Source organism: Arthrobacter sp. zg-Y1143 (genome assembly GCF_030125565.1).
Lineage (GTDB): Bacteria > Actinomycetota > Actinomycetes > Actinomycetales > Micrococcaceae > Arthrobacter_B.
Window position 1 is genome coordinate 1 of record NZ_JASKLW010000007.1, and the last position, 22,972, is coordinate 22,972.

The 22,972-nt window shown below is 66.1% G+C and carries 23 protein-coding genes and 3 tRNA genes; 12 read left to right on the top strand and 14 right to left on the bottom strand.

Annotated features, from left to right (window positions below; translation table 11 throughout):
* Nucleotides 1-83: 83 nt before the first annotated feature.
* From QNN98_RS10310 to QNN98_RS10325, 4 genes are all read right to left on the bottom strand, one after another.
* Complete coding sequence (locus QNN98_RS10310; protein WP_227901554.1) at nt 84-758, bottom strand: ATP-dependent Clp protease proteolytic subunit; 675 nt, start codon at nt 756-758, stop codon at nt 84-86.
* Nucleotides 759-804: 46 nt separating this feature from the next.
* The gene (locus QNN98_RS10315) at nt 805-1,425 is read right to left on the bottom strand and encodes an ATP-dependent Clp protease proteolytic subunit (protein WP_227901586.1); all 621 of its coding nucleotides are present in this window, start codon (nt 1,423-1,425) and stop codon (nt 805-807) included.
* Between the two features lie 303 nt (nt 1,426-1,728).
* Nucleotides 1,729-3,078: a trigger factor gene (gene tig, locus QNN98_RS10320; protein ID WP_227911640.1), complete on the bottom strand. Its 1,350-nt coding sequence runs from the start codon at nt 3,076-3,078 to the stop codon at nt 1,729-1,731.
* A 54-nt stretch (nt 3,079-3,132) separates the two neighbouring features.
* Nucleotides 3,133-3,206, bottom strand: a tRNA-Pro gene (locus QNN98_RS10325).
* Between the two features lie 197 nt (nt 3,207-3,403).
* Between QNN98_RS10325 and QNN98_RS10330 the strand changes: the two genes are divergently transcribed.
* Nucleotides 3,404-3,477: transfer RNA gene (locus QNN98_RS10330), tRNA-Gly, on the top strand.
* A gap of 60 nt (nt 3,478-3,537) precedes the next feature.
* On the opposite strand, the gene QNN98_RS10335 is transcribed toward QNN98_RS10330, so the two are convergent.
* Nucleotides 3,538-4,437, bottom strand: coding sequence for an Fpg/Nei family DNA glycosylase (locus QNN98_RS10335; protein ID WP_283996987.1), 900 nt, complete (start codon nt 4,435-4,437; stop codon nt 3,538-3,540).
* Nucleotides 4,437-4,907: a ribose-5-phosphate isomerase gene (locus QNN98_RS10340; protein WP_283996988.1), complete on the bottom strand. Its 471-nt coding sequence runs from the start codon at nt 4,905-4,907 to the stop codon at nt 4,437-4,439. Before QNN98_RS10340 ends, QNN98_RS10335 begins: the two co-directional genes overlap by 1 nt.
* A gap of 240 nt (nt 4,908-5,147) precedes the next feature.
* Here QNN98_RS10340 and QNN98_RS10345 point away from each other — a divergent pair, with 240 nt between their 5' ends.
* From QNN98_RS10345 to QNN98_RS10365, 5 genes are all read left to right on the top strand, one after another.
* On the top strand, nt 5,148-7,316 hold the full coding sequence (locus QNN98_RS10345) for a reprolysin-like metallopeptidase (protein WP_283996989.1): 2,169 nt from the start codon (nt 5,148-5,150) through the stop codon (nt 7,314-7,316).
* Between the two features lie 196 nt (nt 7,317-7,512).
* Nucleotides 7,513-10,065, top strand: a complete 2,553-nt coding sequence (gene pepN, locus QNN98_RS10350) for an aminopeptidase N (RefSeq protein WP_283996990.1) — start codon at nt 7,513-7,515, stop codon at nt 10,063-10,065.
* A gap of 66 nt (nt 10,066-10,131) precedes the next feature.
* Nucleotides 10,132-10,620: an OsmC family protein gene (locus tag QNN98_RS10355; protein WP_227911645.1), complete on the top strand. Its 489-nt coding sequence runs from the start codon at nt 10,132-10,134 to the stop codon at nt 10,618-10,620.
* A gap of 84 nt (nt 10,621-10,704) precedes the next feature.
* On the top strand, nt 10,705-11,385 hold the full coding sequence (locus tag QNN98_RS10360; protein ID WP_283996991.1) for a mechanosensitive ion channel family protein: 681 nt from the start codon (nt 10,705-10,707) through the stop codon (nt 11,383-11,385).
* Nucleotides 11,378-11,830 (top strand): globin, encoded by a 453-nt coding sequence (locus QNN98_RS10365; RefSeq protein WP_502864691.1) that lies wholly within the window; start codon nt 11,378-11,380, stop codon nt 11,828-11,830. Before QNN98_RS10360 ends, QNN98_RS10365 begins: the two co-directional genes overlap by 8 nt.
* Nucleotides 11,831-11,849: 19 nt before the next feature.
* Here QNN98_RS10365 and QNN98_RS10370 read toward each other — a convergent pair whose 3' ends face one another.
* Nucleotides 11,850-12,518, bottom strand: a complete 669-nt coding sequence (locus QNN98_RS10370) for a DUF8185 domain-containing protein (protein ID WP_227926120.1) — start codon at nt 12,516-12,518, stop codon at nt 11,850-11,852.
* Between the two features lies 1 nt (nt 12,519).
* On the bottom strand, nt 12,520-12,999 hold the full coding sequence (locus tag QNN98_RS10375; protein ID WP_227911648.1) for an acyl-CoA thioesterase: 480 nt from the start codon (nt 12,997-12,999) through the stop codon (nt 12,520-12,522).
* Between the two features lie 157 nt (nt 13,000-13,156).
* Here QNN98_RS10375 and QNN98_RS10380 point away from each other — a divergent pair, with 157 nt between their 5' ends.
* Nucleotides 13,157-14,044, top strand: a complete 888-nt coding sequence (locus QNN98_RS10380) for an acyl-CoA thioesterase (RefSeq protein WP_227911649.1) — start codon at nt 13,157-13,159, stop codon at nt 14,042-14,044.
* Between the two features lie 69 nt (nt 14,045-14,113).
* Here the strand turns inward: QNN98_RS10380 and ettA are convergent, their stop codons facing one another.
* The 5 genes from ettA to QNN98_RS10405 form a co-directional block, all read right to left on the bottom strand.
* Nucleotides 14,114-15,796: an energy-dependent translational throttle protein EttA gene (gene ettA, locus QNN98_RS10385; protein ID WP_227926119.1), complete on the bottom strand. Its 1,683-nt coding sequence runs from the start codon at nt 15,794-15,796 to the stop codon at nt 14,114-14,116.
* A gap of 88 nt (nt 15,797-15,884) precedes the next feature.
* Nucleotides 15,885-16,385 carry a DUF6993 domain-containing protein gene (locus QNN98_RS10390; protein ID WP_227926118.1) on the bottom strand — a complete coding sequence of 167 codons (501 nt, stop codon included), beginning with the start codon at nt 16,383-16,385 and terminating at the stop codon, nt 15,885-15,887.
* Nucleotides 16,386-16,444: 59 nt separating this feature from the next.
* Complete coding sequence (locus QNN98_RS10395) at nt 16,445-17,071, bottom strand: single-stranded DNA-binding protein (RefSeq protein WP_227911652.1); 627 nt, start codon at nt 17,069-17,071, stop codon at nt 16,445-16,447.
* A gap of 139 nt (nt 17,072-17,210) precedes the next feature.
* Entirely contained in the window at nt 17,211-18,260 is a 1,050-nt protein-coding gene (locus QNN98_RS10400) for an alpha/beta hydrolase (protein WP_283996992.1), read from the bottom strand.
* Nucleotides 18,261-18,481: 221 nt separating this feature from the next.
* Nucleotides 18,482-18,554, bottom strand: a tRNA-Arg gene (locus QNN98_RS10405).
* Between the two features lie 193 nt (nt 18,555-18,747).
* Between QNN98_RS10405 and QNN98_RS10410 the strand changes: the two genes are divergently transcribed.
* From QNN98_RS10410 to QNN98_RS10430, 5 genes are all read left to right on the top strand, one after another.
* Nucleotides 18,748-19,569 (top strand): DUF4397 domain-containing protein, encoded by an 822-nt coding sequence (locus QNN98_RS10410; protein ID WP_227926116.1) that lies wholly within the window; start codon nt 18,748-18,750, stop codon nt 19,567-19,569.
* Nucleotides 19,570-19,660: 91 nt separating this feature from the next.
* Nucleotides 19,661-20,314: a class F sortase gene (locus QNN98_RS10415; protein WP_283996993.1), complete on the top strand. Its 654-nt coding sequence runs from the start codon at nt 19,661-19,663 to the stop codon at nt 20,312-20,314.
* Between the two features lie 68 nt (nt 20,315-20,382).
* Entirely contained in the window at nt 20,383-20,958 is a 576-nt protein-coding gene (locus QNN98_RS10420; protein ID WP_227911656.1) for an RNA polymerase sigma factor, read from the top strand.
* Nucleotides 20,939-21,721, top strand: coding sequence for an anti-sigma factor (locus QNN98_RS10425; protein ID WP_229958844.1), 783 nt, complete (start codon nt 20,939-20,941; stop codon nt 21,719-21,721). Before QNN98_RS10420 ends, QNN98_RS10425 begins: the two co-directional genes overlap by 20 nt.
* A 26-nt stretch (nt 21,722-21,747) precedes the next feature.
* Nucleotides 21,748-22,515: a M50 family metallopeptidase gene (locus tag QNN98_RS10430; protein ID WP_227911658.1), complete on the top strand. Its 768-nt coding sequence runs from the start codon at nt 21,748-21,750 to the stop codon at nt 22,513-22,515.
* A gap of 14 nt (nt 22,516-22,529) precedes the next feature.
* Here the strand turns inward: QNN98_RS10430 and QNN98_RS10435 are convergent, their stop codons facing one another.
* A complete protein-coding gene (locus QNN98_RS10435) occupies nt 22,530-22,949 on the bottom strand; it encodes a DUF3224 domain-containing protein (RefSeq protein ID WP_227911659.1) in 420 nt (139 codons plus the stop codon).
* Between the last annotated feature and the right edge of the window lie 23 nt (nt 22,950-22,972).

A 22,972-nucleotide genomic window follows, 5' to 3' on the forward strand; every position in this document is an offset into this window, starting at 1 on the left:
CTCCTTTCGCTTTTGCTTTTTTTCCCCCCCCCCCGGGGGCCGGCCGGCCAGACCCCCCCCCCCCCCCCCCCGCCCGGATCCGGCTACATCTTGTTGATGGCCGGCGTCTTGATCTTGCGGGAATCCAGTACCTGGTCGATCAGGCCGTATTCCAGTGCGGCATCGGCGGTGAGGATCTTGTCCCGCTCGATGTCGGTGTTCACCTGCTCGGAGGTGCGGTTGGAGTGCAGCGCCAATGTGTCTTCCAGCCAGGTGCGCATCCGCATGACCTCGGCGGCCTGGATTTCCAGGTCAGAGGCCTGCCCGCCCTGTCCGCCGGACAGCGAAGGCTGGTGGATCAGCACGCGGGCGTTCGGCAGTGCCAGGCGCTTGCCCGGCGTACCGGCGGCCAGCAGCACGGCTGCGGCGCTGGCTGCCTGGCCGAGGCAAACGGTCTGGATCTCCGGGCGGATGTACTGCATGGTGTCGTAGATGGCCGTCATGGCCGTGAACGAACCGCCCGGGGAGTTGATGTACAGGGTGATGTCGCGGTCCGGGTCCGTGGACTCAAGCACGAGCAGCTGGGCCATGATGTCATCCGCGGAAGCGTCGTCCACCTGTACACCCAGGAAGATAATGCGGTCTTCGAAAAGCTTGGTGTACGGGTCCTGGCGCTTGAAACCGTAGGGCGTACGCTCCTCGAACTGCGGCAGGACGTAGCGGCTGGTGGGCATCTGCGGTGCTGCGGCGGAGCCGGCGGTGCCGAAGTTATGGTTCATGAATTACTCCTGAAGTATGCAAATGGAGGAATGGCAGGATGCGGACCTAGTCCTCGTCCTTGCCCTCTGCCTGGTCCTGGTTGGTTCCGCCGCCTCCGGTGACTCCGCCGGCGTGGGCGGAAATCTTGTCGAAGAAGCCGTATTCCAGGGCTTCCTGCGCGGTGAACCACTTGTCGCGGTCATTGTCCCGGAGGATGGTTTCAACGCTCTGGCCGGTCTGCTCTGCGGTCAGCTCGGCCATAACGCGCTTCATGTTCAGGATCAGCTCGGCCTGGATCTTGATATCCGAAGCCGTGCCGCCGATGCCGCCGGAGGGCTGGTGCATCAGGATGCGGGCGTGCGGGGTGGCGTAGCGCTTGCCCTTGGTGCCCGAGGACAGCAGGAACTGTCCCATGGATGCGGCCAGGCCGGTTGCCACGGTTACCACGTCATTCGGGATGAACTGCATGGTGTCGTAGATGGCCATGCCGGCCGTCACCGAACCGCCGGGCGAGTTGATGTACAGGTAGATGTCCTTCTCGGGATCTTCGGCCGAGAGCAGCAGGAGCTGGGAGCAGATCGCGTTGGCATTCTCGTCCCGGACTTCCGAGCCCAACCAGATGATCCGCTCTTTGAGCAGGCGGTTGTAGATGTAGTCGTCCCGGCCGGCCGGGTCCACCGTTGCCATAGTGGGTGTGTTCGGTGCAGTTGCCATGAGTGACCTCTCGCTCTGGCAGGAACCAGGTGCCGGCTGTGCCGGCTGCTCCTGCCGTTTGTCTCTCCTAGGACACTAGCCTGTCAGCGCCGTGCCCGGCTTCCGTTTGGCAGGCTGTTCGCTGACGGCGCACGATGTGGATCACAGGGTCCGGTGGCGCCCGTGACGCCTCCGCCGCAGGCTGATGCCCCGCCTTAACACACCGTCTTAAACGCACCGCGCCGCCGGCCCTTTCGGACCGGCGGCGCGGTGTGTATCGCTTCGAACCTTCGAAGGCTAGGCCTTGTCTTCGTTCTGCTCTTCGGTTTCTGCTGCTGCTTCAGCCTCTTCGCCGGCGGGGCGGACGAATTCGGTGAGGTCGATCTCGGCACCGGTGGTGTCGGTGACCTTGGCCAGCTCCAGGACCTTGGCCAGGGCCTTGCGGCGGCGGACTTCACCAACCATCATCGGCACCTGTCCGCTCTGGTCGATCAGCTGGGCGAACTGGTTCGGATCCATGCCGTACTGGCTGGCGCTGGAAACGATGTAGTCGATCAGCTCGTTCTGGTTGACGCCTACTTCTTCCTTCTCCGCCACGGCGTCGAGGATGATTTCGTTCTTGAAGGCCGCCTCGGTGTTGGCGCGGACTTCGGCGCGGTGCTCTTCGGTGTCGTGGTCGGCGCCCGAGGCCTGGGCGCTCTCGGAGTTGAAGTGCTGCTCGATCTGCTCTTCGATGACGGATTCCGGAACCGGAACCTCAACGAGCTCCAGCAGCTTCTCCAGCACCTTGTCGCGGGCCTCGACGCCCTGCTCCATGAGCTTGGACTCGGCGGCGCGCTTGACCAGGTCCTCGCGCAGCTCGGCGATGGTGTCGAATTCACTGGCCAGCTGGGCGAAGTCGTCATTGGCTTCCGGAAGCTCGCGCTCCTTGACGGCCTTGACCGTCACGGTGACCTCGGCGTCGGCGCCTGCGTGCTCGCCGCCGGCCAGCTTCGTGTTGAAGGTTGCGGATTCGCCGGTGCTCAGGCCGGTGACGGCCTCGTCCATGCCCTCGAGCATGGTGCCGGCGCCCACCTGGTAGGACAGGTCTGCTGCGGAGTCGACCTCTTCACCGTCAACCTTGGCGACGAGGTCCATGGTCAGGAAGTCGTCGGCTACGGCCGGACGGTCCACGGACTTCAGCGTGCCGAAACGGCCGCGCAGTTCGTCCAGGGCCTTGTCGACGTCGGCGTCGGAAGCTTCGGCAGGCTCAACGGTGACCTCTAGGCCGGCGTAGTCCGGGAGCTCGATTTCCGGGCGGATGTCCAGCTCGACAGTGAAGACCAGCTGGCCCTCGTCGGAGGCGGGGTCCGGAACTTCGGTGATCTCAACCTCGGGGCGGCTCAGGGGGCTGATGCCGGTTTCCTGTACTGCTTCTGCGTAGAAGCCGTTCAGTCCGTCATTGATAGCCGTCTCGAGGACGTAGCCGCGGCCTACGCGCTGGTCGATGATGCGGTTGGGAACCTTGCCCTTGCGGAAGCCCGGGACCTGCACCTGGGTGGCGATGGTCTTGTAGGCCTCGTCGATGCTCGGCTTCAGTTCCTCGAACGGAACTTCAACGTTGAGCTTTACCCGCGTGGGTGTGAGGTTTTCTACGGCGCTCTTCACAGCGTAAGTTCTCCTGAGGGTTCTGGGATTGGTCTGCACCATGGTTATACAGAGTCGGGGTGACAGGATTTGAACCTGCGACTTCCTGCTCCCAAAGCAGGCGCTCTTCCAAGCTGAGCTACACCCCGTCAGTGCACCTGACAGCCTACCTGCCCGAAAGCGGGTATGACGAATTCCGCAGCTGTCGATTCCGGTGTTGGTCCGGTGTTGGTCCGGTGCAAGGCCCGGTTCGGGACCGGCCCGGCCCTTGACCGGCAACACTGTTCCGCACCGATTACTCAGGGCAGGTTTTCCCGTGCTAAGGTAAAACCTGCCTTACGGCGCCGGGGATGTAGCTCAATGGTAGAGCCTCAGTCTTCCAAACTGATTACGCGGGTTCGATTCCCGTCATCCCCTCCACCTTAGAAGGGCCTTTTCCACAGGGAAAGGCCCTTCTTGCGTTAATGCCGCACCCAGCCCCTAGTCCGCCTGGCAGGCCGGGCACCAATACAGTTTCCGGGCGCCCATTTGGGTCCCCGCCACTGCGGTGCCGCACCGCCGGCACGGCAGTCCGGTCCGCTTGTACACGTAGTGCGCCTCGGCCACCGGGACGGGCTCGGCCGGGTCTGCCCGGTCCTGCGGTTCGGTGGTGATGATCCGGCCCTGCCGCACGCCGTCGTTCATCAGGGCCACGACGTCGGCCCACAGGGCTTCCGCCTCGGCAACAGTCACATCCCGGCCGAGGCGCCAGGGCGAAATCCTCTGCCGGAACAGCACTTCCGCCCGGTAAACGTTGCCCACCCCGGCCAGGATCTCCTGGTTCATCAGGAGCAGCCCCACGGGTGAGCCCTTGCCGCGCACACGCCGCACGAATTCCTGGACCGATGCGGACGCAGAGGCGTCCGGTCCCAGCGGATCCGGCCCCAGGCGCGCCAGGACAGCAGCACGTTCCGAGCCCGTGATGACCTCGCACGCCGTCGGTCCGCGCAGGTCCGCCCAGCCGTGCTCCGACACCAGCCGCACCCGCACCGCACCCTTGGGCTCGGGCGGGCCGGCGTACCCGGCGCCGTCGTCGTCACCTGCGACTTCCCGCTCCCCCACCCGGCGGGGCGCGCCGATGCTGGAAGCACCGGCAAAAGTTTCATCACCGCCGAAATCGAAGGCACCGTACAGGCCAAGGTGGATGCGCAGGTAAAGGTCATGGTCGAAGTGCAGGAACAACTGCTTGCCGTGTGCTTCAGCAGTTTCCAGGACATGGCCGTCCAGCCGGGCGGCTCCGGCAGCGAAACGCCCCTGCGGGCTGCTGACCGCCAGCCGCGCGCCGGCAAAGGCGGAGGAGAACTGCCGGGCCAGCCGGTGGATGGAGTGCCCTTCGGGCATCAGGCGGTGGTGCCGGTGGCTTCGTAGCGCGCGATCTGGCCGATCCGGCGCACGTGGCGTTCATCTCCACTGAACGGCTCGGCGAGGAAGGCGTCGATGATTTCCGCGGCTTCGTCCACGGTGTGCTGCCGCCCGCCCACCGCCACCACGTTGGCGTCGTTATGCTGGCGGGCCAGTCTGGCCGTATCCAGGTTCCAGGCCAGCGCGGCCCGGATGCCGCGGACTTTGTTGGCGGCAATCTGCTCACCGTTGCCGGAACCGCCAAGGACAATGCCCAAGGCATCGACGCCGGCCTTCCAGTCATCCGCCACCGCCTGTGCGGCGTTGATGCAGAAGGCTGGGTAGTCATCGTTGGCGTCGTATTCCTGCGGGCCGTGGTCCACCACGTCGTAGCCGTTCTCCCGCAGGTGTCCGATCAGGTGGGAACTGAGTTCCATGCCCGCGTGGTCGGTTGCAATGTGCACGCGCATTCTAGGTAAGTCCGTTCGGTGTTGGGGCCAGAAGACACTTCCAGCGTAGCTTCAGCCTCTGCAGGGGCTAAAAAATCGTGAAAACATGCTATTGCGCTTACCGTAGTGCCGCCGCTGCCGATAGAGCAGGTAGGACTATTTCGCCCACGGCAGACAACCGGCCGGACCACCGGACGTAGTTGCTGCCATCAGCAGCACTGTTTGCGCCGCGCCCCCAGGTCTCGCCTACAAGGATTTCCATTGAAAAGTGCAAAACTCGCCATGCTGGCCGTACTGGCCGCCACTCTGACGGCCGGCAGCCTCCCTGCCCAGGGCCCCTTCGAAGTGCCGCAGCCGGCACCCACGGGCGTCGCCGGAACAGGAGAGGCTCCTGTCACTGATCCTGTGCCGTCCCCCGTTCCAAGCGAGGGCACTGGCCCGACAACGGGTGCCACGTCTCCGGCAGCGGATTCCGTGCCGACGGCGACGGCAACTGCAGCGGCCACCGATCCGGTGACCGTTCCAGCGGAGACCGAGGATCCCGAAGCTGACGGCGGGTACGACCCGGTGGTTGGCGGCGGTTTCCCCGTGCCGGGCCCCAACACCCCGCTGATCACCGATCCTGACGGCAGCGTGCGTCCCGCGGTCGAGAGCGACATTGCTTCAGCCGTGGACTCCGCCGCCCACGACCACGGTGCAGCCCGGTCTCTGAGTTCCCCCACCGGCGGGGCCAGCACCATGGGTGCCGCGGCCCGCAGCGCCACCATCCAGGTCACCGTGGTCTACGCAACGCTGACCGACAACCGGGGCGGGATCGACAGGGAGGCGGCCAACGCGTCGGTCTCCGTTGCGAACAGCTATTGGCGGGCCATGTCCGACGGTCGCCTGGGCATGTCGATTTCCGGTACCCGGAGCATCAACAGCTCTGCTAGTTCCTGGCAGGACTATTCGGACATGATGAACACCATCAAAGGCGACCTCGGCTGGCGGGACAGCGCCAATACAGCCCTGCTGGTCTTCGTGCCGGCCGGGGAGCTGCGCAGCGGCGGCTACGGCGGCATCCTGGGCGGCGGCTGGACCGCCGGGCCCACCAGCGGCTCAGTGATCATGCCCGCGCCGTCGAGGTTCACCAACAACGTGGTGGCCCACGAATTCGGCCACGTCCTGGGGCTCCTGCACGCGAACGGCCTGCAGTGCAGCAACGGACGCTCCGACGTCACGGGCAACGGCGCCGGCAGCTGGAGCGATCCTGCCTGCACCTCCAGGGAATACGCAGACACCCTGGACCTGATGGGTTCGGCCCAGTACTACCACCCCGTCATTAATTCCTTCTTCTGGGACAAGGGCGGATTTGGCCGCGGCAATGAAATCCTCAATGCCGGCACAGCGGATTCATCACCGCACTCGTACACATTGACGCCATGGGGAGGTTCCGCCGCCAACCGCGCGGTCAAATTCACCGATCCCGGTTCGGGGGACGTGTATTACCTTGAGCTGCGGCAGCCTGCCGGGTATGACGAGCACTTACAGTGGGACAGCGCAGGCAACCGCGGCGTCAAGATCGTCAAAGCGGATGCCGCCAATTCCTGGGCGCTGAATTCCCTGATCATTACGCCGTCCACCAGGCCGTTCGCCGGCTACTACAACTCCAACATGGCGTGGCAGTCGGGCCAGACCTTCACCACCTCGTCCGGCACCACAGTGAAAATCGACTACGTTAATGCTTCCTCGGCGTCGGTGACCATCAAAGCCAAGAGCGGGGACCTGTATTTCAATTCCAGCCCCGTGTCAGGCACCAGCCTCGGCAACCCTGCAGACAGGTTCCTGACCTGTGACTGGGACGGCGACGGCGTGGCAACACCGGCTGCGTTCCGGAACGGACAGTGGACCCTGCGCACCAGCCTCACCGGAAACTCTTCCCAGCCGGTATTCGCCTTCGGAGACACCGGCGACCAGCCCATCTGCGGAGACTGGGACGGCGACGGCCGGGACAGCGTGGGCGTCTTCCGCAACGGAACGGTTTTCCTGAAAAACTCCAATTCGAACGGCGCGCCGGACGGCCAGATCTACTTCGGTGACCGTGGCGACACCGCCGTGGTCGGAGACTGGGACGGCGACGGCTGCGACACCCTCGGGGTGGCACGGCCCGACAGCGGTGCCAAACGGTTCTTCCTGACCAACAGCAACATCCGCCCGGACGTCAACGGTGCCTTCCATCTGGGAAACGGAAACGATATCCCGGTAGCCGGCGATTGGAACCAGGACGGATATTCCACTATTGGCGTGAAGCGCCAGAACATGTGGTACCTCAGCAACAGCAACCTGAGGGTGGCGGCGGACTGGAACGTTCTGTTCGGCGACCCGGGTGATTCCCCCATGACCGGGCGCTGGACCCGTGGCGTCGGGACCGGACTGGGCGTGGTGCGTTAAGTCCCGGCATAACCAAATTCCGGCATAAGGAATTACTGAACGGCGGATTGCTGCACAGCAATCCGCCGTTCTGCGCTTGGCAGGTTGCTTAGCAGTGAGATGATGTTTAGAAGATCAACAGTGTCCGGCTATTCCCACGCAATCCGTTGAAATTGCCGGCCTCCTTTTCCGTTCGAAAGGCCTTACCTTGCCAGGTATGAATCTCACGCGCTCCGAAGCCCGTGAACGTGCAGAACTCATCAGCGTAGAGTCCTATGACGTCAACCTTGACCTGACCCGCGGTGACGAGGTGTTCGGCAGCACCACCGTTGTGCGGTTCACAGCCCGCCCGGGCGACTCGACCTTCATTGATGCCGTAACGGACACGGTCCGCCGGGTCACCCTCAACGGGGTGGACCTGGACCCGGCAGAGGTATCCGACGGCGTACGTATCTCGCTGCCGAACCTGGCCGAGTCCAACGAGCTGGTTGTGGATGCCGACGCGCGCTACATGAACACCGGCGAAGGCCTCCACCGGTTCGTGGACCCGGTGGACAATGAGGTTTACCTCTACTCCCAGTTCGAGGTGCCCGATTCACGGCGCATGTTCGCGGTATTCGAGCAGCCGGACCTGAAGGCGGCGTTCCGCTTCACCGTGACGGCGCCGTCGCACTGGGACGTTATCTCCAACTCCCCCACCCCGGAGCCCGTGCCGGCCGGAGACCTGACAGACTCCAAGCCGAGCTCCACGTGGTCCTTTGCTCCCACGCCGCGGATTTCCTCCTACATCACCGCCCTGATCGCCGGACCGTACCAGTCCGTGCGCAGCGAGCTCACAAGCTCGGACGGCCGCACCATTCCCCTGGGCGTTTTCGCACGCCGCTCCCTGATGCAGTACATGGATGCCGAGAACATCTTCGAGCTGACCCGGCAGGGCTTTGCGTTCTACGAAGAGCAGTTCGGCGCCCCGTACCCCTTCGAAAAGTACGACCAGCTCTTTGTGCCGGAGTTCAATGCCGGTGCCATGGAAAACGCCGGCGCAGTCACCTTCCTGGAGAGCTACGTCTTCCGCTCCCGGGTAACCGAAGCCACCGTGGAACGCCGTGCCGTCACCGTCCTGCACGAACTGGCGCACATGTGGTTCGGTGATCTGGTCACTATGCGCTGGTGGAACGACCTGTGGCTCAACGAGTCCTTCGCCGAGTTCATGTCCACCCTCGCCGCCGCCGAAGCAACCGAATTCAAGCAGGCCTGGACCACCTTCGCCTCGCTGGAGAAGGCGTGGGCGTACCGCCAGGACCAGCTGCCCACCACTCACCCCATCGTCGCCGAGATCCGCGACCTGGAAGACGTGCAGGTCAACTTCGACGGCATCACCTATGCCAAGGGCGCCTCGGTGCTGAAGCAGCTGGTGGCTTGGGTGGGCCAGGACAAGTTCATGGCCGGGGTGCGCGAATACTTCGGCAAGCATGCTTGGCAGAACACCGAACTCTCCGATCTGCTGTCCGAACTGGAAGCGGCCAGCGGCCGGGACTTGAAGGACTGGTCCGCCAAGTGGCTGGAGACCGCCGGGGTGAACACCCTGCGCCCGGAGTTCGAAACCGATGCGGACGGCACCATCACCTCCTTCGCCGTACTGCAGAGCGCCATCGAGGAATACCCGGTCCTGCGGCCGCACCGCCTGGCCATCGGCTTCTACAATCCGGATGAGGACGGCCTGCTGCAGCGCACCCACCGTGTGGAACTGGACGTCGACGGCGAACGCACCGAGGTGCCCGAGCTGGCCGGACAGTCCCGCCCGGCCCTGCTGCTGCTCAATGACGACGACCTCGCCTACGCCAAGATCCGGCTCGACGACGTCTCCCAGCGCACCGCCACGCGGAGCCTGCGCGACATTGCCGATTCCCTTCCCCGGACCCTGGTCTGGGCAGCGGCATGGGATGCGGCGCGCGACGCCGAGGTTCCGGCCCGCAACTATGTGGAACTGGTACTGCAGAACATTGCGTCCGAGTCCGATTCCACCGTGGTGCAGGTCCTCCTGCGGCAGCTGGCCACCACGCTGGCCTTCTACGTGAATCCCGAGGACCGCGACCCCATGACCGTGGCTGCCGCGGAAAGCCTGTGGGAACTGGCCTCCGCTGCGGAACCCGGCTCGGATTCGCAGCTGCAGTTCGTCAAGGCCTTCGCCGCCCATGCCTCCTCGGATGAGCACCTGGATGCCCTGGCGGACCTGGTGTCCGGCAACGCCTCCCTCGAGGGGCTGTCCATCGATGCAGATCTGCGCTGGGAACTGCTGACCGGACTGGTCGCCGGCGGCCGGATGGGCGAGGCGGAAATCGCTGCCGAGCTTGAGCGTGATGCCACGGCAACAGGCGCCCTCGCCGCGGCCATGGCCCGCGCCGCGATCCCCACCGCCGAAGCCAAGGCCGCGGCTTGGGAAGCCATCGTGGAGCGTTCGGACATGCCCAACGCAGCCCAGCGCTCGGCCATCGCCGGCTTCATGCGGGTGCACAACACGGACCTGCTGGAACCGTACGCGCAGAAGTACTTCGACTCGATCCGCGATGTCTGGGCAGGCCGCACCCATGAGATTGGCCAGCAGATCGCCGTTGGTCTGTATCCAGCGCGGCTGGCCCGGCAGGACACCGTGGACCGGACCGATGCGTTCCTTGCCGAGCTGGGCGACGACGCGCCGTCCCTCCGCCGGCTTGTGCTGGAAAACCGCGACGGCGTGGTGCGCGCCCTGAAGGCGCAGGCGGCGGACCACTAGCCGTTTCTGCCGCGGTTTCCCGCGGTTCCCCCTCCTGCGGGCAGCGCGCACGGTACCTTGGAGAGCGTGAATCTCTCTGAGCACCGTTACACGCTGGACCTGGAATGGACGGGGAACCGCGGCGGCGGTACCGCCGGTTACCGCAGCTACGGCCGCGACCACATCATCCGGGCCGCCGGACTCCCGGACCTGCCGGGCACCGCCGATCCCACGTTCCACGGCGACAAGGACCGGTGGAACCCCGAGCAGCTCCTGCTTGCTGCGCTGGCCCAGTGCCACATGCTCTCCTACCTGCATGTCGCGGTCCGGAACGGACTGCGCGTTACCGCCTATGCCGACTCCCCCGAGGGAACCCTCCGGTTGAACCGGGACGGCAGCGGGGAATTCACTTCGGTCATCCTGCGCCCGCGGGTCACCCTGGCGCCGCCCGCCGGAGCCGACGCCGTCGAACTGGCCACCGGCCCCATGCATGCCGAAGCGAACCGCCTATGCTTCATCGCCCGAAGCGTGAACTTCCCGGTGGACCACCAGCCCGTGACGCTGCCGGGAAGCTAAGTGCGGCCTTCCGGCCCCGCGCCCGGGTAGCCTTAACCGGAAGACGTTCCCTGTTCCGCTAAAGCGAAGGATGTTCAACAGCCCGTGGTTTCAGCTTCCGAAATAGACCTTTCCTCCGTGACCGTCGGCGACTTCGACTGGTCCGGCCTGATTGAAGCCGCGGTAATAGTCGTGGCCGCCTCCGTGGTCTGGTTCTTTGCCCGTTTCGTCATCAACCGCCTGGTCTCCCGTGCCCAGAAAGGCTATTCGCTCTTCCATTCCTCCAGGCTCAAATGGGCGCAGCCGGTCATGCGCAATCTGGATAAGAAGCGCCGCGCCCAGCGCGCGGACACCATCGGGGCCCTGCTGCGCAGCGCCGTGAATGTCTCCATCTGGACCGTGGCGATCATCATGGTGCTGGATGCCGTGGGCATCAACATCGCACCGCTGCTGGCCAGCGTCGGCATCGTGGGTATCGCCCTGGGCTTCGGTGCCCGCGAGCTGATCCGCGACGCGCTGGCCGGGTTCTTCATCACCATCGAGGACCAGTACGGGATCGGCGACGTCATCGAGGTGGGTGACACGGTGGGAACGGTGCATTCCGTTGGTATCCGCATTACCCGGATCACCGATGAGCGAGGAGTGATCTGGTACATCCGCAACGGCGAAATCGCGAAGATCGGCAATCGCTCCCAGGGCAGCTTCACCGGCGACGTGGAGGCAGCACCGGAGCCCGAGCCCGGCACCGCCGGAGCAATCAACGACGGAATGGCTAAAAGTGAGTGATCCAACCCCGGACCCGGCGCCGGGCTTTTCCCTGCCGCTGCAGCCAACCGGCCAGCAGCCGTTCACCACACCGCAGTACAACTTCTACGAGGCCGTGGGCGGCCACGAGACGTTCGTGAAACTGGTGGACGTTTTTTACGAAGGTGTTGCCGAAGATCCGCTGATGCGGCCCATGTACCCCGAAGAGGACCTCGGGCCGGCCAAGGAACGGCTTTTGCTGTTCCTGGAGCAGTACTGGGGCGGGCCGAAGACCTACGGGGAGCAGCGTGGCCACCCCCGTCTGCGGATGCGGCACATGCCCTTCCTGGTCACCCCCGAAGCCCGGGACGCGTGGCTGCGGCACATGCGCGCCGCCGTCGACGCCTTGGACCTTGCCCCGCTGCATGAAGAAACCCTGTGGGATTACCTTGAGCGGGCAGCCCACTCGATGGTCAACTCCGCCTAGCCCGGTAGGACGCCTAGCCCTACAGGACGGCCGGCATCCGGGTCAGCACGTGCCCCCGGGGCGTGCTGAGCCGCAGCCAGCGGCCGTTGCGGAAAAGCGCGGCGTCGCCGTCCTGCCCCTCCGGTCCGGCAGGCAGGAAGCCGAGCGAGAGCGCGGCGAACGCCGCCCCCGCCGGAACCGGGACCTGTGTTCCGCCCATGGGCTGGGACCAGACCCGGGTGCGTGCGCTGTGCACGACGGCGGCGCCCGGACTTGCCGGCAGCAGCGCCGCCACTTCCCGGATACCGCGGTGGGCGGTCTGCTCCAGCAGCTGGAGCGGAACTGCTCCTGCCGGCTGCCAGCCTGAGCGCGGCGCCGTAATGCCGGCCCACGTCTCCCTTACCGTCACCGGCGGTATCTGCAGCTCCGTCGCGGTACCGGCCATGCGGGCCAGCCTGTCCCCCACCGCGGCCAGCTGCACCGTAACGTCAAGCTCGGCGGGAGCGGCCAGCGGCATGGTCCGCAGCCCCAGGACCGTGGGGGTATCCTCCCCCAGGATGCGCGGCCGCAGGACGCAGACGTAGGCGGCCAGCACCCCGCCTACCGCCTGCAGCCGGATCGCGCCGTCGTCGGCAGCCCGGGCACGCACCACAAAGTTCCGGAAGTCGGCGCTGACCTGGGGATCGGCCAACTGCAGTTCGCTGTCCACGTCAGTTGACCTTTCCGGCGGCAGCTGCCGCGGCTGCCCGGAACGGCACCGGTTCACCCAGCCAGTGCTGCAGCACCAGCCGCTGGCCGTCCGTCAGCGGGGTGGGCCGGCCGGAAGCCGCGTCCACCTGCACCATGGCCGCTTCCGCGTAGGCATAAACCGTGCCGCGGTCCTCGTCTGCCACGCAGAAACCGTAGGACAGGCTCGAGGAGCCAACGCGGGTGACCCAGATGTCCACCCAGACCGGCTCGGTCCTGTGCAGGAGCGGGGCCCGGTACTCGATCTCCTGCCGGGCCACCAGGGCGGCTGTCCGGTCACCGGTCAGATCCCTGAAGGATCCCGGACCGCCGGCGTGCGCAGCCAGCGGCAGCATCCCCAGCCGGACCCGTGCTTCCTCCAGGAACTGGACGAACCGGACGTTGTTGATGTGGCCGTTGGGGTCCTGGTCGCCGAAACGCAGGTGGACGGGGAAACGATGCATGCCTTCCATCCTCCCAGACAGTGAGCTTTGCCCTAAAACGCCGCGGCAGCCGCCCCGCGGCGGGAAACCGGGTTACCGCCCGGTATTTTTAACGTAAGAGTATTCTGCGGCCCCGCCTGGGGCGGTGCCGCCCCTTTCTGCTAGGAGACAGTCCCGCATGTCCATTGATGAACCCTTCGATCCCACCGCTTCCCTGTTGGAACTGCTGAACCTGAGCTCCGCCGGCGGTGCGAAGACGTACGAGGACATCTTCGTCGGAGGTTCCCAGAACGAACCGCGCAAGCGGGTGTTCGGAGGCCAGGTCCTGGGCCAGTCGCTCATCGCCGCGGCCCGGACCGTTCCCGAGGACCGCGTGATGCATTCCATGCACGGCTACTTCCTCCGGCCGGGAGACACCGAAGTTCCCATCACCTTCGGCGTGGAGCGGCTGCGCGACGGCAGGTCCTTCTCCGCCCGGCGCAGCCACGCCTACCAGAACGGCAAGCCGATCCTGTCCATGATCGCCTCCTTCCAGATTCCCGACTCGGGCATTGACCACCAGGAGGAAATGCCGGCGGGCATTCCGGAACCGGAGGACCTCCCCACCACCGCCGAACTGCTGAAGGGCTTCGACCACCCGGTGGCCGATGCATGGTCGCACCGCCGGCCCATGGACATCCGCCACGTCATGGACCCGGTGTATGTTCGGGCCGGCCGGGAGAAGACCCCGCACAACGCGGTGTGGATGAAGACCTTCAAGCCGATGCCCGACGGCGAGAACCTGCACCGCGCGGCCCTGGCCTATGCCAGCGACTACACCCTTCTTGAACCGGTGCTGCGCGGCCACGGCCTGTCTTGGACCACGCCCGGCATGAGCATCGCGAGCCTCGACCATGCCATGTGGTGGCACCGTCCGCTGCGCGTGGATGACTGGCTCCTGTACGTGCAGGAGTCCCCCAGCGCGTCCGCCGCCCGCGGCCTTTCCACCGGGCGGATCTTCAACCGCAGCGGCGAGCTCGTAGCCACCGTGGCGCAGGAAGGAATGGTCCGGGTGCCGCAGCTGTAACACCGCCGCATAAAAGAGCTCCGCTTCCCGTCCGGGAAGCGGAGCTCTTTTATTGTCCTGCCGGCATACCTAGTCGCGGGTCAGGCGGCGGTGCGTCACCCGGTGCGGCTTGGCCGCGTCGGGGCCGAGGCGTTCAATCTTGTTCTGCTCGTAGGACTCGAAGTTGCCCTCAAACCAGTACCAGTTCGCGGGATCCTCCTCGGTGCCCTCGAAGGCCAGGATGTGGGTGGCCACCCGGTCCAGGAACCAGCGGTCGTGCGAGACCACCACGGCGCAGCCGGGGAATTCCAGCAGGGCGTTTTCGAGGCTGGAGAGGGTTTCCACGTCCAGGTCGTTGGTGGGCTCATCGAGCAGGAGCAGGTTTCCGCCCTGCTTCAGCGTCATGGCCAGGTTCAGCCGGTTACGCTCACCGCCGGAAAGCACCCCGGCCTTCTTCTGCTGGTCCGGACCCTTGAAACCGAAGGCGGACACATAGGCACGGGACGGCATCTCCACCTGCCCCACCTGGATCCAGTCGTGCCCTTCGGAGACGACCTCCCAGAGGCTCTTCTCCGGGTCGATGCCGCCGCGGGACTGGTCCACGTAGGAAATCTTTACCGAGTCACCGATCTTCAGCTCGCCGCCGTCGAGCTCTTCGAGCCCAACGATGGTCTTGAACAGGGTGGACTTACCCACGCCGTTCGGGCCGATAACGCCCACAATGCCGTTGCGGGGCAGGGAGAAGGACAACCCGTCGATCAGCTGCCGGTCGCCGAAGCCCTTCTGCAGGCCCTTGGCCTCCAGCACCAGTGAACCCAGGCGCGGGCCCGGCGGGATCTGGATTTCTTCGAAGTCCAGCTTCCGGGTGCGGTCCGCTTCGGCTGCCATCTCTTCATAGCGTGCCAGGCGGGCCTTCGACTTGGTCTGGCGGCCCTTGGCATTGGACCGCACCCAGTCCAGTTCGTCCGTGAGGCGCTTGGCGAGCTTCTGGTCCTTTTTGCCCTGGACTTCCAGGCGCGCGCGCTTCTTTTCGAGGTACGTGGAGTAGTTGCCTTCGTACGGGTACAGGTGGCCGCGGTCGACTTCGGCGATCCACTCGGCCACGTGGTCCAGGAAGTACCGGTCGTGGGTCACGGCCAGTACGGCGCCGTGGTAGGAGGAGAGGTGCTGTTCGAGCCACAGCACGCTCTCGGCGTCCAAGTGGTTGGTGGGCTCATCGAGGAGCAGCAGGTCCGGCTTCTGCAGCAGCAGCTTGCACAGCGCCACGCGTCGGCGCTCACCTCCGGAGAGGAGGGTGACGTCGGCGTCCGGCGGCGGGCAGCGCAGCGCGTCCATGGCCTGTTCGAGCTGGGAATCGATGTCCCACGCATCGGCGGCGTCGATGGCTTCCTGCAGCTTGCCCATTTCCTCCAGCAGGGAGTCGAAGTCCGCGTCGGGCTGTGACATCTCTTCAGAGATCTCGTTGAAGCGCTGGATCTTGCCGTAGATCTCGCCTACGCCTTCCTGGACGTTGCCCAGGACGGTCTTTTCTTCGTTCAGCGGCGGCTCCTGCAGCAGGATGCCCACCGTGTAGCCGGCGCTGAGCCGGGCTTCACCGTTGGAGGGGGTGTCCAATCCGGCCATGATTTTCAGGATGGTGGACTTACCCGCACCGTTGGGACCCACCACGCCGATCTTGGCACCGGGGTAGAAGGACATGCTTACGTCGTCGAGGATTACTTTGTCGCCAACGGCCTTGCGGGCCTTGGTCATCGTGTAGATAAATTCCGCCATATCTACAAGGCTAATGTGTCAGCGCCGATATATTCCATTTATCCGGATCCGGCACGACAACCGGGCGGCCCCGACGCATCCGTATCGGTCAGTTCCCCACGAAACAGCGTCCGCCGGCGAGGACCGGCAGGACGCTGACCGTGACCTTGCCGTCCCGGACTTCGCCGAAGATACATTCACCGCCCTGGACCGCTGCCCCCTGGATGGCATCGACGTCCAGGCCGGTGGGCGTTCGGTCCGCGGACACCTCCACGCTCGGCTCGGCAAAACCGGCGGCCACGAAAGCCTGCATGATGCCGCTCCGGTCAGGTGACGGTTCCGCCCCGGCCAACTCTTCCAACCGGGCCTTCAGCGCCAGTGCTTCCGGGCTGTCCCCGGCCTGCCGGGCCGCTGGATCCTCAGTTTGGGCGCCGGCATTTTGGGTGCCGGCCCCGGACGGTACCGGCTGGCCGGACTCCCCCGCAGCGGCCCCGCAGCCTACTGCCCCGACGGCGAGCGCCATGGTTAACAGGAGCACGGCCGGTACCCGGCGGAAGGTTCCGGGTGCCGTGGGCACCAGGGAGGGCGTTCGGCTCGGGTCATGTGTCACCGGGCGATTGTGTCATGCAGCACAGGAAGTGGCCACCGAACCCGCTGAACGTCAACGCGCTAGAACGGAGCGGCGGCACGGTCCCGTTCCGGCTGGTCCGCGTCTGCGTCAGCATCTCCTCGGCCCGGTGATTCGTCCCTTCCGCCGGGCTGGAGGGAATCCGCATCCTGGTCTGCATCGGGAAGTTCACCGGTCAGCGGATCCGCCAACCGGCCAAACGAATCGGTGAGGTCCGTGTCCTGCCCGAACGGATTGGCTGCCGCATCGGGGCTTCCAACCGGATAGCCGTCAGGGCGGGACCCTGCGTCGGCGCGGTCGCTTGTTCCGGAGACCGTGCGCCGGAAGCTGGCTGTTCCCCACATCAGGTCGTGGCCCACGGTGTCTGCATCAATGTCGGCGCTGGTACCGCTGCGCCCGTCCTCCGTTGCCCACTGTCGGAGCCGGAGCCGCCCCGTGACCACCACGCGGTCTCCCTTGTGGATGCTGAACGCCGCGTTGGTGGCGAGCTGGCGGAAGAGGCTTACGGCGTACCAGTTGGTCTGGCCGTCCAGCCAGCTGCCCGCGTCCCGGTCATAACGCCGCTCCGTGGTGCACATCCGGAAGCTGGCTACGGCCAGTCCGTTGTCGGTGGTGTTCTGGCGCAGTTCGGTGGCTACATAGCCGCGGAGCGTAATGGTGTCACTCATAGTGTCCTGCCTTCGGGTCGTTGGGTCCGGCCAGTCTTCTCCGCTGCACCGTCCCGGTCCGCCTCCAGACGGGCACGTGTGGACGCCGGACCGATGCAGGACCTCCCGGGGATCCTGTGGAGGAAAGGCTGTCCCTGCGTCAAACCGGCGGTTCATTCTGTGCCAGGACCCAGCAGGCAAAGTCGCTGATAGCCGCTGCCGCCGCGCGGGAACGAACCGAAGCGAAGTAATCAAAGGAGTGCTGGGCCCCGGGAAGCGGGCACCAGACCACGGGACGGCGGGACACTCCCCGCAGCATGTCCGCGAAGCCCCTGGCGTGGCCAATGGGCACTACGTTGTCCTTGCATCCGTGGAGGATAAAAAACGGGGGTGCGTCCGGCCGGGCGTACGCTGCCGGTGTGCTGCCGGGGTCCTCCCCTGCCACCCGGCCGTAATAGCCGTACAGGCATACTGCCGCCGCTACGGACGTGTCGGTTTCCTCGAAACCGGGCTGCAGCTCCGGACGGTTGGCGGTCAGAGCTGCAAATGCCGCCACGAAGCCACCGGCGGAACTCCCCGCCACAACCGGCGGTCCGGTGCCCACACCGTGTTGGGCGCCCTGGGTGCGCACCCATGCAATGACACGTTTGGCATCCACCGCATAGTCCGGGAACTGCGCCCCGGGTGCGAGCCGGTAGTTGGCGCTGATACAGCTCCAACCTCGGGAGGCCAGCAAATACAGCAGATACAGGGCTTCCCGGTCCTTTGCCCCGGAGACGAACCGCCCGCCGTGAAAGTGTACAAAGACCGGCCCTGCCTGCGGCCTGCCCCGGGGCAGGTAAAGGTCAAGGGTGTTGTCCTTCCCCGCAGGTCCGTACTGCAGGTTGCGGATGTGCCTGACACCGTGCAGGCGGCGCCGGAAGGGCAGGAAGATCCCGGCCAAGACATCCCGCCGCCCGAAGGGAGCATGCCCAGGCCCCGTGGAGTAACGGTGCCCGCCGGCCGAAAGGCCTTCGTTCAAGGCCTGCACGGGAGCGGTGCTGCTGCGGACCGCACGCCATCCCGTCAGCAGGAGCCCCGCCGCGACCAGGACCATGCCGGCAGTGCCGGCCGCGCCGGCAGGTGTGGACGTGTCCCCCTCCACCACCGCCAGCGCCGTCGCGGCTGCACCCAGCAGCAGCGGGAAAACCGGAGCTTCGCTGAAGGTCATTCCGACGATGTACGCGCCGGTCGAGAGCCGGGACCTCCCCTTTCCCGGCGGCCACAGTGCGCCATATGTGCTGAGCCCGAGCAGCAAAACGGTGAGGAGGTAACCGGCTGGCACTGCAGCTCCTTTGAGCGTGCCTGTCCTGACCGGCCTGAGCCTACGCTGCCATGCCCGGCACGCGCAGCGCGTGCCGGGCATGCCGTAAGGGAGCGGACACAAAAAAGTGCCCCCGGCGCGACTCGAACGCGCAACCTACGGATTAGAAGGCCGTTGCTCTATCCATTGAGCTACGGGGGCAACCACACGATGATACTACGGACCCTGCCCCGCCCTGCCCCTGGGCCTTCCCGCCGCAGCCCCGCCCCGTGCGGAAGCCACGCCAAAAAAAGAATTCCAATTCCGTGCATCCATTCCGCCTGCCCCGGAAGTAGTAGGGGTGTAAGTCAAAAACCCGTACCGGTGGGTGCGGCAACTAAAAGGAGCACAGACCATGCGTAAGACCGCAACCGCTATCGCGGCCCTCGGCGTAGGCGCCGCAACAGCGTTCTCGGCCGTACCGGCCTCCGCCGCCGATACCGACACGGCTAAGCTCTCCGTCCTGCACGCTGTGCCGGACACTACCGTTGACGTGTACGTCAACGGAACGCTCACCCTGGATAACTTCATGCCAGGCCAGATGGCCGGGCCGCTGGACCTGCCTGGCGGCAACTACCAGCTTGCCATCACCGCCGCGGATGCGCCGGATGCCTCCGCGCCCATCATCGGCCCGATCTCCGCAGACCTCGCGGCCGGCGGAAACTACACTGCCACGGCAAATCTGGACGCCTCGGGCAAACCCACGGCCAACCTCTTCACCAACGACACGTCCATGGTGGAAGCCGGCAAGTCCCGGCTCACGGTCCGCCATGTGGCTGCCGCCCCCGCAGTGGATGTCCTGGCCAACGGTTCCCCTGTGATCCAGGGCCTGACCAATCCCAATGAAAAGGTCCTCACCGTCGACCCCGGAACCATCTCCGCCTCCGTTGCCGCCGCCGGAACTACCGATCCGGTTATCGGTCCGGCAGACCTCGCGCTGGGTGAGGGCACCAACACCATCGTCTACGCCTGGGGATCGCTGGAGGCCGGAAACCTGGCCCTGGCTACCCAGACCATCGACGGTATGGCCTCGGCTCCGCACGCAGTCCCGGGTGCACTGGAGCAGGCAGGCCAGGACCAGCAGGGCACGGTCGCTGCCGCCGCTGCCGGCGGTGCCGCCCTTCTCGCCCTGGGCGCCGTCCTGCTTCGCCGCCGCACCGCAGCCGGCAGCAAGTAGTACGGACCACCCCAACCCCCCGGTGCTGCAGCGCTCTCCCGCCCCTTTCCGCGCTGCAGCACCGGGTTCACCCTTCCCGGAGGAACCATCCATGCCCTCAGCTCCCCTTCGCCGGCTCGCCGCGGCAGTATTCCTCTCGGCAGCTGTTGCCGGCACTGCTGCCTGCGGAGGCAGCCAGCCGCCGTCGGCCGGACCGGACGCATCAGTAACCGCCGCGCCGGGGGCGTCGTCGCCAGCCCCTTCCGCCGCGGCAGAGCCGGTACCGATTCGCCAGGCCACCCCCACCCCGGCTGAGGAGATTCCGGATCCCGTCGGCATCAGCGTGGACGGTACCGGCATCGAACTGGAAGTCATTCCCGTGGGCCAGGAACCCAACGGGGCCATGACCCTGCCGGGCAACCATTACCAGGCCGGCTGGTACCGCTTCGGACCGGCACCCGGGTCTTCGCGCGGCGCCGCCGTCCTGGCAGCCCATGTGGACTCGCGTACCGAACAGCTTCCCATTGCCGGCCTGGACGAGGTGCCCGCAGGCACGCCGCTTACCGTGACCCGCAGCGACGGCTCCGTCCTGAGATACACCACCCAAGAGGTGAAGAACATCCCCAAGGCTTCCCTGGACCAGTTCGATCTGTTCGACCGCGGCGGCGCACCCCGGCTCGAGCTGGTGACCTGCGGCGGCAAGTGGCTCGACTCGGTCGGAGACTATGAAGATAACGTTGTACTCACTGCGGTGCCCGTACCATAGTGGCAACCCAAGAGAGCCGGCCCGTACCTGGTCCGGTCCCGCACGAGTACGGCAGGAGAACGGCACTGATGCCCACCGGCGCCACGGAGCCCGACGCCGCGATGGACCACGCCTTCGCTGCGGGCGACGAAACGGCGCTGGCGGATGCCTACCGCCGCTTTTCGCCCCTGATCCGTGCGCTGGCGCTGCGGAAGCTTTTTGACCAGGGCGCTGCCGACGACGCGGTACAGGAAGTATTCATCCGGGCCTGGAAATACCGGGAAAGTTATTCGCCGGAACGCTCGACGCTCGCGGCCTGGCTTGTCGGCATAGGACGAAACGTCGCGGCCGGAATGGCCACGGCCAAGCAGCGAAGCTCCGAAACCCTGGTGGACGAACCGGTCCTGCCCCACGGGCAGCGGACCGAACCGGCCGGGCCGGACCCCGACGGCGTTGCTGACCGGGTGGTTCTCGATGCCGAGCTGGCCCGGCTCGGGGAACCACAGGGATCCATCCTCCGGCTCGCTTTCCACGAGGACCTGACACACCAGCAGATATCGGAAAAACTGAAACTACCCTTGGGTACCGTCAAGAGCCATATCCGAAGAAGCCTTGTCCAACTACGCCAGCGATTGGAGGTCAGCGATGCAGCATCTGTCATCTGAAGCGCTGGCCCTGAACGCCTTGGGCGAGGGCACGGCCGAAGAAACCGCGCATCTCCAACAGTGCACCCAGTGCACGGCCGAAGTGGAAGCACTGGGCCGCGTTGTGACGGCAGGACGTGCCCCTGCTGCCGGCGCCCTGCCGCATCCGCAGGCCTCGGTCTGGGAGGGCATCCATTCCTCGCTGGGCCTCGGCGACGCCGTACGCCGGGACCCCTTCGATACGCCCCCTGCCTCAGGCGCGGCGGGATCCGGCCCTGCCCGGGAACAGTCCGCACCCGCGGCGGAACCGCAGGCTTCCCCCGTTTCCCTGGACGCAGCCCGTAGCCGCCGCAACCGGCGCCGCCTGCCGCAGATCCTGGCCGCCGCAGCGGCAGCCGTAGTCCTCGCCGCCGCCGGCACCTGGGGTATTTCCCGGATCCTGGCCGACCGCACCGAGGTAATTGCTGCCGTTGACCTGGCACCGCTGCCGGCCTATCAGGACAGTGGCCGCGCAGAGGTGGACCAGCGGGCCGACGGCGGACGGGAACTGGTGGTGACGGCCAGCGGTGCGGACGCGCAGGGTTTCCGTGAAGTGTGGCTGATAGCCCCCGATATTGAACGGATGGTCAGCCTGGGCACCATGGAGGGGACGGAGGGCAGGTTCACCATTCCGGCTAACCTTGACCTCAATGAGTACCCCATTGTTGATATCTCCGATGAACCGTTCGACGGCAACCCCACGCACTCCGGGGATTCAATCCTGCGCGGCGTGCTGGAACCCTGACCCGGCCGCACGGGCCGGCGGCGCACGTGGCTGACGCCGTGCCCGGCTCCCTTCCGGGGATTGCCTCCGAGTGGTGGTCCAGGGTACTGGAGGGTTTCAGCCGCGGGCCGGCCCTCGACCCGGCGCCGGCGGTGCTGCTGCTTGTTGTTGCCGCAGCCGCCCTGCTCAGCATCCCGCGGAGCACCTGGCGCTGGTTTGGTCTGTTCGTGACCTTTGTCCACGAACTCGGACACGCCTTCGCGGCCCTGATGACCGGGCAGGTGGTGAAGGGCATCCGGCTGCGTTTTGACCATTCCGGCGACATGCGTTCGCTGGGCCGCGGCGGGTTCCCTGCTGCCTGGGCGGGGTTTTGGGGTTACCCCGTGCCCGCGGTGGTGGGCGCCGGGCTCATTCTGGCGGCGCTGTACGGCTGGGCGGGGACAGCGCTGTCCGCCAGTGCGCTGGTGCTGCTGGCGGCGCTGCTGTTTATCCGCAATGTCCAGGGCTTCGCCATCGCTTTTGGCAGCGCCTTGGTCTCCGTACTGCTGGTGTGGTTCTCCTCGCCGGTGACGGCTGGCTATGCGGCCGTGTGCACCGGTGTTGCCCTGCTGGTGGGTGCCGTGCGGGACTGGCTGAACGTGGTCCGGGTCCATACCCGCCGGCGAAACCTGGAAAGCTCGGACGCCTTTATCCTCGCCCGGCGCACCGGCATACCCGCTGCCGTGTGGCTGGCCGGCTTCGCGCTGGTGATCGCCGCTGCCGCGGCCGCAGCACTGTACGCCGCGCTGACGGTCCTTCCGGTGCCGGGGCGGTAAGTGCCCGGCCCGTACTACGCTTGGATTTCCGGGAAGGTTACCCGCAGTTCGAGCCGGTGCTGGCCGTCCTCCTCCTGGGTGTAAATTGCCTTCCCGGAGATACCGGCAAGCCCGTCGGTGCCGGAGCCGGGGATGATATGGCCGGAACTGGCCGTGGCCGTACCTTCGGCGAGGCCCCAGTGCTGGATGACCATGGTTCCCGTCCGGCCGGCGACGGTGCCGGCAAACACCTCGGACCCGACATAACCCGCCCCTACCGTGTTGCCGGCCATGATGAGGTCCGCGACGCTGGTGCCGGTGATGTCCCCCTCGAAGATCTTCACGGCCCGGACGGTGGACAGTTCGCTGTTGGTTCCCTCCACCTGATAGGGGGTGGGTTCCCACTCCGAAACGTCAAAATCCGCCACGATCACTTCTTCAGTTAGGTCGGTCATGGTTCCAGTATCCCGTGTCCGGC

Excerpts from the sequence above, each read along its gene's own strand:
- QNN98_RS10315 (WP_227901586.1), bottom strand. The coding sequence starts at position 1,425 with ATGGCAACGGTGGACCCGGCCGGCCGGGACGACTACATCTACAACCGC.
- QNN98_RS10425 (WP_229958844.1), top strand. The coding sequence starts at position 20,939 with ATGCAGCATCTGTCATCTGAAGCGCTGGCCCTGAACGCCTTGGGCGAG.
- ettA (WP_227926119.1), bottom strand. The coding sequence starts at position 15,796 with ATGGCGGAATTTATCTACACGATGACCAAGGCCCGCAAGGCCGTTGGC.
- QNN98_RS10335 (WP_283996987.1), bottom strand. The coding sequence starts at position 4,437 with ATGCCCGAAGGGCACTCCATCCACCGGCTGGCCCGGCAGTTCTCCTCC.
- QNN98_RS10400 (WP_283996992.1), bottom strand. The coding sequence starts at position 18,260 with ATGACCTTCAGCGAAGCTCCGGTTTTCCCGCTGCTGCTGGGTGCAGCC.
- QNN98_RS10415 (WP_283996993.1), top strand. The coding sequence starts at position 19,661 with ATGCCCTCAGCTCCCCTTCGCCGGCTCGCCGCGGCAGTATTCCTCTCG.
- pepN (WP_283996990.1), top strand. The coding sequence starts at position 7,513 with ATGAATCTCACGCGCTCCGAAGCCCGTGAACGTGCAGAACTCATCAGC.
- QNN98_RS10435 (WP_227911659.1), bottom strand. The coding sequence starts at position 22,949 with ATGACCGACCTAACTGAAGAAGTGATCGTGGCGGATTTTGACGTTTCG.
- QNN98_RS10395 (WP_227911652.1), bottom strand. The coding sequence starts at position 17,071 with ATGAGTGACACCATTACGCTCCGCGGCTATGTAGCCACCGAACTGCGC.
- QNN98_RS10410 (WP_227926116.1), top strand. The coding sequence starts at position 18,748 with ATGCGTAAGACCGCAACCGCTATCGCGGCCCTCGGCGTAGGCGCCGCA.
- QNN98_RS10340 (WP_283996988.1), bottom strand. The coding sequence starts at position 4,907 with ATGCGCGTGCACATTGCAACCGACCACGCGGGCATGGAACTCAGTTCC.
- QNN98_RS10380 (WP_227911649.1), top strand. The coding sequence starts at position 13,157 with ATGTCCATTGATGAACCCTTCGATCCCACCGCTTCCCTGTTGGAACTG.
- QNN98_RS10420 (WP_227911656.1), top strand. The coding sequence starts at position 20,383 with ATGCCCACCGGCGCCACGGAGCCCGACGCCGCGATGGACCACGCCTTC.
- QNN98_RS10310 (WP_227901554.1), bottom strand. The coding sequence starts at position 758 with ATGAACCATAACTTCGGCACCGCCGGCTCCGCCGCAGCACCGCAGATG.
- QNN98_RS10375 (WP_227911648.1), bottom strand. The coding sequence starts at position 12,999 with ATGCATCGTTTCCCCGTCCACCTGCGTTTCGGCGACCAGGACCCCAAC.